This window comes from Rhizobium sp. 007 (assembly GCF_015353075.1).
Lineage (GTDB): Bacteria > Pseudomonadota > Alphaproteobacteria > Rhizobiales > Rhizobiaceae > Rhizobium.
Genome location: NZ_CP064187.1, coordinates 1,391,131 through 1,404,729, shown reverse-complemented (window position 1 = coordinate 1,404,729; position 13,599 = coordinate 1,391,131). Strand labels below are relative to the sequence as shown.

Sequence of the window (13,599 nt, the reverse complement as noted above, 5' to 3'; positions counted from 1 at the left end):
TTTCCCATCAAATCTTATAGACGGAGCAGCGTCTTTCGCAATCTCCCGAACCTATGCCGTTCAAGATACTTCACTGTGCGAACTTGGTACGGAATTTACCGGGCATTAACAGCAGCGAGCTAGTATAGAGTCGTTGCAGATAAGGCATGCATGAAACGCATGGCCACCATGAAAATATTGCACTGCAAAATAATCATTAGTCATACTATATTGACGATCAAGAAGCGCGGGCATGGCAGCCCGGCCCGGTTTGCCGGATGCCTGCGGATATGATGTCCGCAACGAAATTCGGAGCAGCGCACTCCTCCTCCCAGCGCCCTCCGATAGACTGACAACACTCCTCCTCCCAGTTGTCAGTCACCAACATGACGCCCACCGGATCCTCCCCCGGTGGGCGTTTTGGTTGCGCGGCATAAAACGATTAGCCTGCCAGTTTGCAAGGATTTCGCCGAGATGCTCGCCAAGTCGTGAAACGCCCGGCTCCGACGGTTTGGGAAACGCGCCGGTCTCTTGCCAATACCAAAACTGTGTCAAAGGGCGAGATGGTGCTGATTCGAATTTGAGAGAGCGACCATGGCGGCAGCGATGCCGGCTGACGGCGATTTGAGCAATCGAACTTAATGCCATGCCCGCCAAAAAAACATTCTGCCTATTCGTTGACCAGAAGGCGCCGGATTCACGTAATTTCCCGCCAGAGACTTGCGTCGAATGCATAGGTGGAATGAAATCTTGTCTCTGTTAGTTCTTCGCGGCGCAACATATATTCTGGTCATCAAACGCAAGCCAGCGCTGATGGGCAGCAGCTGGCAGATGGCAAGCCCTCGGAAAGGGGATTAAAATGAACTTCACACGCTCGTTCAACAACTGGCGCAAATACCGTCAGACGGTTACCGAACTCGGCCGCATGACCAACCGCGAATTGCACGACCTCGGCATCGACCGTTCGGACATCCATCGCGTTGCTCGCGAGGCTTCTGGCCGCTAATTCAAGGCGATCAGCGTCCTCCCAAGCTGATCTCCTCCTTCAAAACGCCCGGTGCCTTCGGCAGCGGGCGTTTTCTTTTGTTCAAATTTAACTTTCGCAACAGTTGCAGCGAAAAACGCCTTCTCTTTACCGCTCAAAAAATGGCTCCTGCGTATTTATCGTGCACCACATTGCACAAATGCATAGCAGATGCCTTTTCTTTGCACTGCACAATATGACCGGGAACCACTATATGAATGTCAACCGCAGAGACGGCGATGGCGCCGCCCGCGAGGCAACGTTCTAAGGAAGATGACAATGAACCCGATCCGCATTGCTAAGAGCTGGATTAGCTACCGCCGCACGCTCAATGAGCTGGGCAACCTTTCGAACCAGACGCTCTCCGACATCGGCATCAGCCGCTACGAGATCCGCAACATCGCATCCCGCTCGTTCCGCTAATCGCGGCAGGCGTGATACACCAAAAACGGCGCCGCTTTGGCGCCGTTTTCGTTTTAGGCCCTGTCAGCCCCAGGCGCTGTGCGCCAGCGAAACGAGCAGCCTCGATCTCTCAGTTGGCGAAACGTTCGTGGGCCTGGTGGGAGTATTTCCCGATCGGTTAACCCTCCCACCACCTAAGCACCCGCATCGCCCGGAGGGTCACCCATCGCGAGGGCTCGCCCTGCCCGTCGTCGACCTCGAACCACACCCGCCCCGTCAGGCTCCAGTCGAGCGGCCAGGTGCCGTTCTCCAGGCGTCTGGAACGGACGTGGCCGATAGCCTCGCCAAGTCGCGGGTCGGGATCGGCGCCGGTCAACATCGCAGAGAAGCGGAAATAGTCGAGCGCACGCAAGACGTCGTGGCGCCAACGGTTCGGATGCAGGAAGCGCAGAAACCGCTCGTCTGCCGGCTCACCCGTGCCGAGACGGCGGAAGAGGTTGCGCTCCAGGAGATACTCCTCGCCAGACCTACGAGCCTCTTGAGATTGACGCGTACCCCCCGTGGCTCTCTCGTACTCAAGGAGCCCTTCCAGCACGTTGATCGTGCTGGCGAATGACGAGCGGACCGAGCCGTTGAGCCTCTCACAGTTCCAGCCGCCGTCAGCGAGGCGTTCGCCTACCAGCCTGTCGACAATGGACGAGACGTCAACCCCAAAATAGGCGCCATCGGCAACGGTCCGGCCGTTGATGCACTCCTCGACTTCGCCCTCCCAGTAGCGCTGGCCGCCCTCATCCCAACGTGCGTTAGCGCCGATCAATTCGACAGTTCGTTTGGCCCGATCCGACGATGGATTGAGACCAAACTCCCGCAGCTGCGACAACGAAAAGGTCGTGGCCGTCCACGGCTGACCGTGCTTCTTCCACTCGCGAGAATCAAAATCGGCTGGGACGAAGGAGCCGCCCGCCCATTGCCCGTCCTCGTCCTGGTAGGAAAGAAGCCTGGCGCCCCAGCCCTCGGTCTCCACCTTCGTCCGCTCCGCCGCCCACTCCGGCTCCGGGGCGTCAATCAGGTCGCGCATCACCTGCCATCGGATCGATGGGTCGGAGTGGAGAAGCCAGTCGATCACCGAGCCAGAGTGTGTCATGTCGGGCGTGCCTATCAGCAGATCGGGGTCGATAGCTCGCTTATAATCCACTTCTGCTGGCCTGCGCCAGCCCGGTGCAGTCGTGAGAAACCGGGCTAGCCATCCACAGCTCTTGGTCGATGACGCCTAGTTCGTCTCGTCGCCCTTGATGACCCTCCAGTTGGGACGGCCGAGATTGAAGGGCCAGGCATGGACGTCGCGGTCGTTGAAATAGACGACTTCTTCCAGTTTCGGAAAATCGCTGTGCTTCAACGTGACGGTATCGATCCACGGCCGCATGTAGGCGTCTCTCCCTTCATAGCCCAGTTCGGCTACCCAGATGGGCTTGCCGTATCCCGAGACTCGGCGGTAGCCGTCCGTCAGCGCCTGGCGGAAGTCACGCGGACCGCCATAAGCGAGTGTGTCGTAGGGCTCCAGGCCGAAGACGGAGAGGCCAACGAGATCGACATAATCGTCACCCGGATAGTAGGCATCGAGTCCGTCCAGTCCCTTCGGCGACCACATCACTTCCACCCCAGGCGCCTCGGCACGCACGATATCCATCATCCGCCGGTATGCGCTGACATAGTCGCGCGGGTTCCAGCCAGCCCAGGAGAACCGGCTGTTCTGATCTTCCATTTCCTGCCCCCAGCGGACGATGACCGGGCTCTTGAGCTTTGTGATCATCTGGGCGATCGCACGCATGTTGACATCGTAATCGCCGCGTAGGACCTTCTGGCGCAGCTCATCGGAGGTCAGCCGCCAGTCGACATCCCATGACCAGGGTTCGACGGAAATCAGCAGGTTGCGTCCCCTCGCCTGCGCATAGGCGTCTGCCGCCTTCAGCGTTTCGAGATCGACGTCTTCCCACGGCAGGAACAGGTGTTCGGTCGCGACACCTTGCTGCGACGTGAAATCGCCGTGCGGGTCATAGGCGCCGAACTTGATGCCGTCCGCATGCAGAACGGGACGCTTGTCAACGATTGTCTGGTTCAAGGGTGCTGGAACTCCAGCTGCTTCCTGCGCCAGGCTCGGCGTTACTGGGTCAGCTGCGACCGACAGCAGCAGCGCGATCGCGGTGGCCGAGACTATTCTTTCCCTTAACTTCTTCATGGCTTTTTCCTCTTACCTGCGAGCCATCAGCTTCTGCCTGTAGGCATCCGCATTGGCGCTGACGGTGTCGGCCGGCACGAGCTTGAGATATTCATCGCCGGCGCGCGCTGAGGCGTGGCGGAAGATGTACCAATTGCCGTCGGGCTGGCGCTTCTGATAAATCACCCTGCCGATCTTGCGGTGACCGAAGCAGGTGCTGACGCGGGCCGGGCCCTGTTCGTTCGTCCAGGTGGCGCGCATGCACATCTGTCCGAGATCGTCGACGGCCCACCGGCCCTCGGCCACCCATTGCTTTCCGCCGTCGTTCGTCCAGGCGACGAAGCGGCGGCCTTCGTCCATGAAGCGGCCGCCGCCGGCGCCCCAGGTCCAGGTCTTGTCGCGATAGAGCTGGTAGAGTTCGTAGGCGCTGAGCGGCATCGGCGCTTTCTTCGCTTCGGCTCCCGCCGCCGAGCCCGGCAAGCAAAGTACCAGGCTAAGGACGGCAGCCGCCGCGCCATATGTTCTTGTTCCTATTCTCATTGCACCCTCCTTCAACCGAAGCGCACCCGCCGACATGGCTTTGACTCTACGCGCTCGGCTCCACTCTCTTTGATCCTGCGGCAGCCTGCTGCCGGAACCCATTCCACTTGAAGCGGAATTTGACGATCCGCGTCTTGCCGCCGCCGAGACCGGCGCCTGCGACTGCGAATTTTGCTTCCGTGAAACTGACGATGCCCTGGCCATGCGACAGCGCTTCGAGGCTGCTCAGGCCGTGCAGGCGGATTTCGCCGCTGCCGGCGACAAGAAGCGTCAGCGCGCTGGCCGCCACGAGCCTTAGACCGCGTGAGCGGGGCATAAACGGCAAGCCGTTCTCGCGTGCGTGGTGCGCGACGATCAGCATGGTCAGCGCGGCATAGATCACGGCGTTGATGCCGGCGAAGATATAAAAGCCGCGGGCAGCGCCTTCGGCAGGTGCCAGCACCATCGCGGCAAGGGAAATACCAGCCAGCAGCACATAGGGAAGCAGAACGACCGGCGGCAGCGTCCTCTGCGCTTGCGTGCCCTTCGGCGTGATGCGGAAATCGACAAAGGAGCCGGTGACGTGATCGCGCAGCGCAGCCAGGCTTCCGGCAAGCGACCACGGCCAGCGTAGGAGAACGAAGGCAATGCCTTCCCAGCCGAAAAGCTTGGCGTCATATGGCCGGAACGTTGCGCTGCGCCTCCAGAAGAGAGCAAGCGCAATCAGCACAAGAGACAGCGGCGAGAAATGCAGCAGGAAGTCCGGATAGGTGACGCCGACGAAGACGTGACCTGTCAGCAAGGCCAAGACCGGCAGGGCGAACATTAGCGCCATGAACGCCGAAAACAGCGGATACCAGACCTGCGAAAACAGGAACTGGAACTTCAGCTTCAGCGGCAGCTTCGGCACGTAAGTGCGCGAATATTGCAGCAGGATCGTCACCAGGCTCCGCGACCACTGGAATTCCTGGACGACGAGATCGGCAAACGTCGCCGGGCCGTCGCCATTGGCGATCGCATCGAGCGCATGCACGCCGCGCCATCCGCCGGCATTCATCATCAGCGTCGTCGAGTGATCTTCGGCAAGCTCCGGCCCGAGGCCGCCGATCTCACGCAACGCTGCGGTGCGCACGGCATAATGCGAGCCGATGCAGAGCGGCGCCCAGCCGCCATTGTAACCCGCCTGAAGCGAACCATGGAGGCTTGCCTCGGCATAGAGCCTGCCTCTTGCGGCCCAACTGTCGGCGGCATTCGCATCGCAGATGCTGGGAGCCGAGACATAGCCGACGCATGGATCGGCGAAGGGCTTCATGACTTCCTGCAGATAGGTCGGCTCCGGTACGTGGTCGGCATCGAACTGCGCCACGAAATCATAGCGGTCATAACCGTAGCGATCATAAAAATAAGCAAGGTTGCCTTCCTTGCAACGCGTCCGGCGCGGCCACTCAGTCCGGTGATAGGCGGCAACGCCCTTGCGCGTCGAAATGAAGATGCCGTGCCGGGCGCACCAGCGCTTCGTCTCTTCCGCCGGATCCTCGTCGGCGAGCCAGATGTCGAACTCGACGCCTTTCTGATCCAGCATGGCGAGCAATGTCTTCCGCACCACCTCGAAGGGCTCGGACGGCACCTTGGTGACCACCATGGCGATGCGGCCCGGGGGGACGGCTGCCGAAGGCTTCATCCGCTTCGCATTGACGAAGATGAAGATGAAATAGGCCGGGATCAGCGTGACCCAGGCAACGGTCGCCGTCGTCATGATGAATGCCGGCGTTGAGATCACATGGGCGGGCTGCAGCCACCATGTCCAGAAATAGGCAAGCGCGGCGAGCCAGCAGGCGACGCCGAACCAGTAGGCGGCGCAGCTCCAGCCTGCAAAGATGGGCTCGAGCGCGTCCTGCCTAGCAGCACGAGCCGCCGTCGACCTTCTCTGTCTGGTCACGAATGGCGCCACGTTCATGCGCGTACCTCCAGACCGAAGGTCGGGCTCGCCGTGCGGATGATCGTGTCGATGTCGGAGAACTGCGGCGTGAAGCCGAGAACCGCCCGCGCCCGTGCGGTATCGGCAAAAAGCACCGGCGGGTCGCCGGCACGGCGGATATCGTAGTGAACGGGAACCTCGTGTCCGGTGATGCGATGGATGGCGCTCAGTATCTCGCCGACGGAGGTGCCATGGCCGGAGCCGAGATTGACTCGCAGCGTTTCGCCGCCGCTTGCAAGGTAGTCGACGGCGGCAAGGTGGGCCTGCGCGAGATCGCTGACATGGATGTAATCGCGAACACAGGTGCCATCCTCGGTCTCGTAGTCATTGCCGAAAACCTCCAGGCACGGCAGACGGTGTGCAGCCGCCAGCAACGCCCGCGGGATGAGATGCGTTTCAGGTTCATGACGCTCGGCAAGATCGCCCTGCGGATCGGCGCCGGCGGCATTGAAATAACGCAGCGACACGAAACGAAGGCCATAGGCGGCGGCATAATCCTCCAGCGCCATTTCGAAGATCAGTTTCGTTCGTCCGTATGGATTGACGGGCAGCTGAACCATCTCCTCGCGGATCGGCAATGCCGCCGGAATGCCATAGGTCGCGCAGCTGCTCGAAAAGACGATGCGATCGACTTGCTGGTCCAGGCATGCTTCCAAAAGCGCAAGGCTGCCGGAAACATTGTTGCGATAGTACTTGCGCGGGTCTGCGACCGACTCGCCGACATAGGCATTCGCCGCGCAATGGATGACGCATACCGGCTCGAACCTACCGAGCGCCTTTTTCAGGGAGCCGACATCGGCGATGTCGGCATCGATCAACGGTCCCCAGCGAACGGCATCCTGATGGCCGGTCGAGAGATTGTCATATGCGACCGGCGTGAACCCCGCGCCGGCCAGCGCCTTGCAGATGTGGCTGCCGATGAAGCCGGCACCACCCGTGACGATGATGTAGGGAGACATCTCATACGGCCTCCGCTACCTTTGCCGCGGAAAGACGTGCCTCGAAATATTCGATCGTCTTTCCAAGGCCGGTTTCCAGCGCGACACGCGGCTGCCAGCCGAGTTTTGCCTGGGCCCGCGAGATATCCGGCCGCCGCTGTCTCGGGTCATCTGTGACCCGAGGCAGATGAACGATACGCGAGCGCGAGTTCGTCATCTCGCGGATCATCTCGGCGAGCTGGCGCACCGGGATTTCGGCCGGATTGCCGAGATTGATCGGCCCGGTGCATTTCTTCCCGGCGTTCGAGAAACGAAGGAACCCTTCGATCAGATCGTCGACATAGCAGAAGGAACGGGTCTGCGAGCCATCGCCATAAATGGTGATGTTCTTGTTCTGCAGCGCCTGGACGATGAAATTCGAGACCACGCGGCCGTCATCCGGACGCATGCGCGGCCCGTAGGTGTTGAATATCCGCCCGACCCGGATATCGACGCCGTAGGTTCGATGGTAGTCGAAGAACAGCGTCTCGGCACTGCGCTTGCCTTCGTCATAGCAGGCACGCGGACCGACCGGGTTGACGTTGCCGCAATAGCTCTCCCGCTGCGGGCTGTGCTCCGGATCGCCGTAGACCTCGGAGGTCGAGGACTGCACGATCGTCGCCCCGTTGCGCCGTGCGAGATCGAGCGCATTGACGGCGCCGAGCACATTGGTGAGCAAGGTTCCAACCGGATCGCGCTGATAATCCGGCGGAGAGGCCGGAGACGCGAAATTGAAAATCAGCGCCGCATCCACGTCAAAGGGACTGCGAACATCGTGCTCGATGATCCGAAAACGTGAAAATGGCCGGAGATGGTGGACGTTGGATCGGCGGCCGGTCGAGAAATTATCCAGACAGATGACTTCGTGGCCGCCCTTGAGAAGCCGCTCGCAAAGATGGGAGCCGAGGAATCCCGCGCCTCCGTTGACGAGCACTTTCTTCGGTGTCCGGCCCGATAGATTATCATAACCGGAACATATTTCGTTGGGAACGAAACTACGCATTACAAACCCCTTCCCAATAGGACCAAGAACACTGATCCTTATTTTTTAATAGATCTCCTTCAGTCTCCAGAATTACTCCGAAGCAAAACAGATAAATACTTGAGCTACCCGAGTAGTTTTTGGCCTAACCCGCCAATTCAAGTCTATCTATGGTTGATGATATTAGGCTTTTATATTCCGTCAACATGAAAAGCGTGGGCTATTTCGAATTGATTACTCTTGTAATACAGTTGATATAAGCGTGTTTAATCCTGCTTAACCATGTTGGATTTGATTATTGAATCGACAATGCAAGCTTCGCTCAACCAATACGTTCTAGACATGGGAGCGGAAGGCAGGCAAAAGGCTGCCTTGTTGAGGGGAACGAGCGATGCGGAACTTCGATTTCACCGGAATGCGGACGTCGGATGCCGTTCGCAGGACTGCGCTAGCTTTTGGGCTGATGCTCATCGCTGCAGGACCGATTTCATGTGCGGCCGTCGATGACGACCTGACACTTGCGTCCAATGCAAAGCCGGCAAAAACCGTGGTTACCAAAGTGCCGCGCAGCAGCAAGGTCTACAGCTATGCGGTGGCGAGCAACAAAGCGACGCCAGTGAGCGCGGGGTCCAAGGTTTATTATGGGTCCGCGCCCTGGATCTGCACGCCGAGCGGGTTCGGCCAGAAGTCGCGCTGCTTCGCGCGACCGGCCACCTGACGACCCTGAGGGTCTAGTTTCGCCACCTGCCCGATGCGTTGCCGGCTTCATTGTTGAAGAAGCGTGAAGCGGCCTCAGTGCGGTTGCGGACATTCATCTTCTTATAGATGTTGCGTACGTGAACCTTCACTGTGTTTTCGGAAAGGTGCAGCTCATCGGCGATGATCTTGTTCTGCGTACCCTTGCAGATCAGATCCAGGATCTGGACTTCGCGGGTGGTGAGCGCGGAAAGATCGCCTTGGCGAAGCCTCAAAGTGCCGGCACCGGCTCCAGCAACCGACTTCGTGTCGTAAAGCGATTTTTCCGGCTGCGCGGCCGTGAGCCGGTTAAGCAGCGCCGAGGGGAAATGCTCGCCGCCCTTCATCAGAAGGTCGACCGCCGCCATGAACACGTCGAGGCGGAGATTGAGCGGCAGCACGCCATCGATGACCCGCGCTTCGACCAGCCGGTTTATATAGGGCTCCAGCATGTCGATCGCCTCGACGACGAGACCGATCGACGTCGACGGGTGGTTTTCCCGCACGACCTGAAGCGCCTCGTTCAGCTCGGGGCCCGCTATATGATAGAAGAGCACGAGCTTGGCGTCATTTGCGTCGTTTTCCAGCATGGCTTTTGAATAGCCCTTGCTCACCACTTCGCAGCCTGCGAATTTCTTCGCCAAAGCCTCTGCCAGGCATTCGGAGAACAAATCCGCATTTGCAATGACCAGTATTGTATCTCCGGCCGGGCCGAACTTTCGGCTTTGGTCGGCATCCCCCGTCTTTGACGCCGTCATGAACATTTACGCCTCCCCATAGCGTTACACGTTACAGATGCTTTGGGCGATAATGTGAAAACACCCAAAGAGGTGTGCCCTAAAAATTTCCGTCTTAGTTAGTTAGCCATTTCTTAATTATGGTAATATGAACAGATACGAAAATAAATGGCCCAAATGGGTTAGTTTTTGCAGATTTAAAGTGATATTTCCTATTGTTCCGGTTGTATCGGCGTAAGTACAGCTAACTTGTGGGCTATATGTTCCAATATTTTTGCCTCGAAATGGTATTTTGTGTGCCAATATAAAAGACAGACTATTTTTGGTATTTTACCATCGCGGCAGCGAACTAAGAAGTTACTTATGAAAACGTTCTGGCCGCAAAACCAGCAAGCTGAACCTTCGGAACGCCAGGCCAGCGGCCTTGCGGCATCAGTATGCGAGGGCGCGACTGGATGCCCGAGTGCTTCGCTGGTCTATTTTCCATGATTACTTCCGGCTGATTGCAGTAATTCCTGGTTCGCTAGCCCGAATTGGTATCTATCAACATAATATTTTCTCGGCCACAGTCGCATCGTTGCCAAATGGCGACATGGGAGGCGTCGAATACCACCTAGTGTCTGCGGTATCGCGGCGCCTTAGCTGGGGTAACTCAAAGAAATAAGTGCATCAAGTCTGCAATCTTACAATTGCGGATCAGGATACCTGCGCCTTTGTACTTAGTAACGCGCAGTTCAATGAGGGTTTGATCTACAAACCGGAACATCAAGCGCAGGTGACAAGGTAGTGCTTACATCTGCCGATCTGTAACAGTATCGGAGCAAGCGCGAGCAAAATCCCGTTGAGATGAAAGGGATTTCGAAAGCTGCTCCGAATTTTTTTGGAGAAATGCGAAATGAGCTACAATTATCCGAATGGCGGCGATGAAACGAATGTCGGCGCACTTGCCGACGGCTTCGCCAATACTGCAATCAACGATACTGACGTAGAAGACGGCTCCACCGGCTATGTCGGCGGTGTGGCAAACGGCGACAACCGCAACAACAGCGACAGCAGCGTCGATGTGGACGTGGACTCCAAGATCGATGTCGATGCCAACAACGGCGACAACCGCGACAACTCATACGACTGGAGCTACGACAGCAAGTCGTACAGCGACAACGACAACATCACCAACACCAAGACGACCACTATCACCGATACGGACGTCAAGACCGACTATGACTGGAGCTACGACAGCAAGTCGTACAGCGACAACGACACGTTCACCAGCACCAAGACGGACACCGACATCAAGACCATTACCGATACCGATATCAAGACGATCACGGATACTGACACCGATATCAAGACGATCACCGATACCAACAGCCACAATACGACGACGACCGACAGCTTCAACAAGACGGACACAGACTTCGCCGTTCTTGAAGACGTCAAGGATTTCGACAATCTCGGGATCGCCGGCGGCAACCTCAATATCGGTGACAACTTCTCGTTCACGCTTGATGTCGACAACATCCTCAACGGCTCGCTCGGTGCTGGCGGCAACGGCTTCAGCGCTGTCCAGGCAAATCATCTTGCCGACCAGGACAGTGCCTGGAACATCAAGATGGATAACGAAGGGGCCCGCAACCATCTCGAAGCGGACGGCGGCAAGGCCTTCGGCTCGGAAGGCATCGACATCAGCGACGGCGGTTGGGATGGCGGCGCAGGCGACGACGTCACCGGCACGAGCACGGCAGACGCTTCGGCGATCATTGCCAATTCCGGCTTCCATCTGGAAGTCGTTCAGGGCGCCAACCTGCTCTCCAACACCTTCGACAGCAGCGTCGTAGGCGGCAACCTGGCGGGAGACGACGCCGACTCTGGAGCCTGACCTCCAACCAGTGCGGAAACAAACTGCACCGGCAATCCGCCGGTGCAGTTTGGTGGCTTGAGAAGCGGCAGAGAAGAATAGCTCGTCATCGATGAGTTTGCTGCCTTTCGGGCCGGACACCGTGTTGAACGGGAGGGGCCGTCATGCATGCAGAGAAGATTTCGGAAATCGTTGCCCATTTTATCGGCTTATTCGGCGCTGCAACCGACGAAGCGCGGATGCGAAGCAATTACCTGGACGGCGCCCGTCCGCGCGAAGCAGATCCTTCGCTGTCAGAGGACGAGGCTTTCAGCCCGGCCTTTACTTCGAACCTTCAGCTGAAAGATTACGATCCAGGCGTCGATTACCGATCCGTCAGCTATGATATCAACTACGGAGATCCGCGCCACTTCGGCGGCGTATTCGAAGAGACCCTGAAGAAGCTGGCCGAGATTGCATCGCGCGATCTCAGCGCTCCACATTTCGGCGCCAATGTCTACCTTCCCGGCGAGGAGGAGGAAGAAGAACTCGAAGTCTTCCAGGGACCAGGCTCGGTCATCAGCCATGTCGCCCAGGCGAATATGCTGATCGACGACGACCACCTGAATATGACCGGCGATCAGCCGGAGCTGCGCGACACGAGCTTCGTCACACACCGCCTCATGGAATTCAGCGAGAAGGCGGACGCCTTTACGCCCTTCTCTTCCTATGATCGCGTCGATACGCAGGAAGGCCTGCGGGCGATCGCGGACGATATCCACGAGTACATCCAGGCGGCGCGCGAGAGCAGCGCCACGACGATGGAAAGCGGCGAACCGCAGATCATCGTACTCCCAGACAACCAGATCGACGGCATTAGTACTTATACTTATGTGAACGGTCAGCTCGTCGAAGAAGCGCCTTCGATCGACGACTTCATGCCCGACCGCGGCACCGCAACGCCGCCCACGGAGCCTGAGAAAAGCGACGTACCCGTGGAACAGGACGGCGGCAGCGAAAACAGCCTCGATGTGGCCGCAGGCGCGAATGTGCTTGCAAACGTGGTGGAGATCACCGAGACGGCGATCATATCGCCGGTTATCGCCGTGATGGGCAACTACCATCAGATCGATGCGATTTCGCAGTTTTACGTCTACAGCGATCGCGACGAGATCGCTTCCGTCTTCAATCATGACGATAGCGCGACGGCCGTTGCGAACAACATCGCGATTTTCGAGCGCAGCACTTACGACGACGGAAAGCCGGACACAGCAGAACCGGCGGCTGAGACGATCTTTCCGACCGCATGGCGCGTCAGCGTGATCGAAGGCGATGTTTCCTTCGTGAACTGGATCGAGCAGTATCACTTCATCAGCGACAACGACACGATGACCGTAACGACGACCGGTTCGGAGGCAACCGTGCTGACAGGTGGCAATGCCGCCGTCAACCTTGCCTCCTTCCTCGGCATCGGCATGCAGTACGACCTGATCATCGTCGGCGGCGACATCCTCGACATGAATGTCATTTCGCAGATCGCCCTGCTCTACGACAACGACTGGGTGCGCGCCGAGGACGGGGCTCCAGGAGCCATCGTGCAATCCGGCAACAATCTGATCTGGAACCTCGCATCTATCCATAACGTCGGCGCAAACGACCGTTTCGAAGCGATGCCCGACTATGTGGTGCAGACGCAAAAGGCAATCGAGGACCGCGATGCGGCGATGCCGTCGGGGCTATCGCATGACGGCAATTTCGAAGGTTATATCGGCCTCAACGTCCTCTACATCACCGGCAATCTCTACGATGTGAACATCATCAAGCAGGTGAGCATCCTTGGCGATTCCGACGACGTGACACAGGCCGTATCGAACATTCTCGAGCACAACCAGGGCGCCGATATAAAGATCGACACGGGCAGCAATGCGGTCGTCAACATCGCGCAGATTACCGATTACGACAGCTTCGGCCAGACGACCTACCTTGCCGGTCAGCTCTATTCGGATGCCATCCTGATCCAGGGCGGCCTGGTGGAGCACGACACATCGCAGCCACAGCCGAACAGCGATCATCTCGCCAATGAAGTTATCGCATTCCTCGGGGAGGACGAGCCGCTTGGTGGATCCGAGGACGCGGTCATCAACGCAGGTCATGACCTTTCATGGACGCTGGCTCAACCGGCCGACGTAATGCAAACCGTCGTCGCCTAACCGG

Annotated in this window: 13 protein-coding genes; 5 read left to right on the top strand and 8 right to left on the bottom strand. The window is 58.3% G+C overall.

Annotation, left to right across the window (positions count from 1 at the left end):
* Positions 1-838 precede the first annotated feature (838 nt).
* Positions 839-985, top strand: coding sequence for a DUF1127 domain-containing protein (locus tag ISN39_RS07065; protein WP_022715389.1), 147 nt, complete (start codon positions 839-841; stop codon positions 983-985).
* Here the strand turns inward: ISN39_RS07065 and ISN39_RS07060 are convergent.
* Complete coding sequence (locus ISN39_RS07060) at positions 982-1,122, bottom strand: hypothetical protein (RefSeq protein ID WP_194729583.1); 141 nt, start codon at positions 1,120-1,122, stop codon at positions 982-984. The two genes, ISN39_RS07065 and ISN39_RS07060, sit on opposite strands and share 4 nt — an antisense overlap.
* Before the next feature lie 160 nt (positions 1,123-1,282).
* Between ISN39_RS07060 and ISN39_RS07055 the strand changes: the two genes are divergently transcribed.
* Positions 1,283-1,426 (top strand): DUF1127 domain-containing protein, encoded by a 144-nt coding sequence (locus ISN39_RS07055; protein WP_074061123.1) that lies wholly within the window; start codon positions 1,283-1,285, stop codon positions 1,424-1,426.
* Positions 1,427-1,583: 157 nt separating this feature from the next.
* Here the strand turns inward: ISN39_RS07055 and ISN39_RS07050 are convergent, their stop codons facing one another.
* The 6 genes from ISN39_RS07050 to ISN39_RS07025 form a co-directional block, all read right to left on the bottom strand.
* Positions 1,584-2,549 (bottom strand): squalene cyclase, encoded by a 966-nt coding sequence (locus tag ISN39_RS07050; protein ID WP_194729582.1) that lies wholly within the window; start codon positions 2,547-2,549, stop codon positions 1,584-1,586.
* Positions 2,550-2,675: 126 nt separating this feature from the next.
* Positions 2,676-3,641 (bottom strand): glycosyl hydrolase, encoded by a 966-nt coding sequence (locus ISN39_RS07045; RefSeq protein WP_194729581.1) that lies wholly within the window; start codon positions 3,639-3,641, stop codon positions 2,676-2,678.
* Positions 3,642-3,653: 12 nt separating this feature from the next.
* Positions 3,654-4,160, bottom strand: coding sequence for a DUF995 domain-containing protein (locus tag ISN39_RS07040; protein ID WP_194729580.1), 507 nt, complete (start codon positions 4,158-4,160; stop codon positions 3,654-3,656).
* A 46-nt stretch (positions 4,161-4,206) separates the two neighbouring features.
* On the bottom strand, positions 4,207-6,096 hold the full coding sequence (locus ISN39_RS07035; RefSeq protein WP_194729579.1) for a glycosyltransferase family 2 protein: 1,890 nt from the start codon (positions 6,094-6,096) through the stop codon (positions 4,207-4,209).
* Positions 6,093-7,076, bottom strand: coding sequence for a UDP-glucose 4-epimerase GalE (gene galE, locus ISN39_RS07030; RefSeq protein WP_074067814.1), 984 nt, complete (start codon positions 7,074-7,076; stop codon positions 6,093-6,095). The genes ISN39_RS07035 and galE overlap by 4 nt, the downstream gene beginning before the upstream one ends.
* Position 7,077: 1 nt before the next feature.
* A complete protein-coding gene (locus ISN39_RS07025) occupies positions 7,078-8,097 on the bottom strand; it encodes a UDP-glucuronic acid decarboxylase family protein (RefSeq protein WP_194729578.1) in 1,020 nt (339 codons plus the stop codon).
* 370 nt (positions 8,098-8,467) lie between these two features.
* Between ISN39_RS07025 and ISN39_RS07020 the strand changes: the two genes are divergently transcribed.
* A complete protein-coding gene (locus ISN39_RS07020; protein WP_194729577.1) occupies positions 8,468-8,794 on the top strand; it encodes a hypothetical protein in 327 nt (108 codons plus the stop codon).
* Between the two features lie 13 nt (positions 8,795-8,807).
* On the opposite strand, the gene ISN39_RS07015 is transcribed toward ISN39_RS07020, so the two are convergent.
* Entirely contained in the window at positions 8,808-9,575 is a 768-nt protein-coding gene (locus tag ISN39_RS07015) for a response regulator transcription factor (protein WP_074067811.1), read from the bottom strand.
* 868 nt (positions 9,576-10,443) lie between these two features.
* On the opposite strand from ISN39_RS07015, the gene ISN39_RS07010 reads away from it, so the two are divergent.
* Both ISN39_RS07010 and ISN39_RS07005 read left to right on the top strand, forming a co-directional pair.
* On the top strand, positions 10,444-11,427 hold the full coding sequence (locus ISN39_RS07010; RefSeq protein WP_074067809.1) for a fibrinogen-binding protein: 984 nt from the start codon (positions 10,444-10,446) through the stop codon (positions 11,425-11,427).
* Between the two features lie 143 nt (positions 11,428-11,570).
* Positions 11,571-13,595, top strand: a complete 2,025-nt coding sequence (locus ISN39_RS07005) for a hypothetical protein (RefSeq protein WP_194729576.1) — start codon at positions 11,571-11,573, stop codon at positions 13,593-13,595.
* Positions 13,596-13,599: the final 4 nt, after the last annotated feature.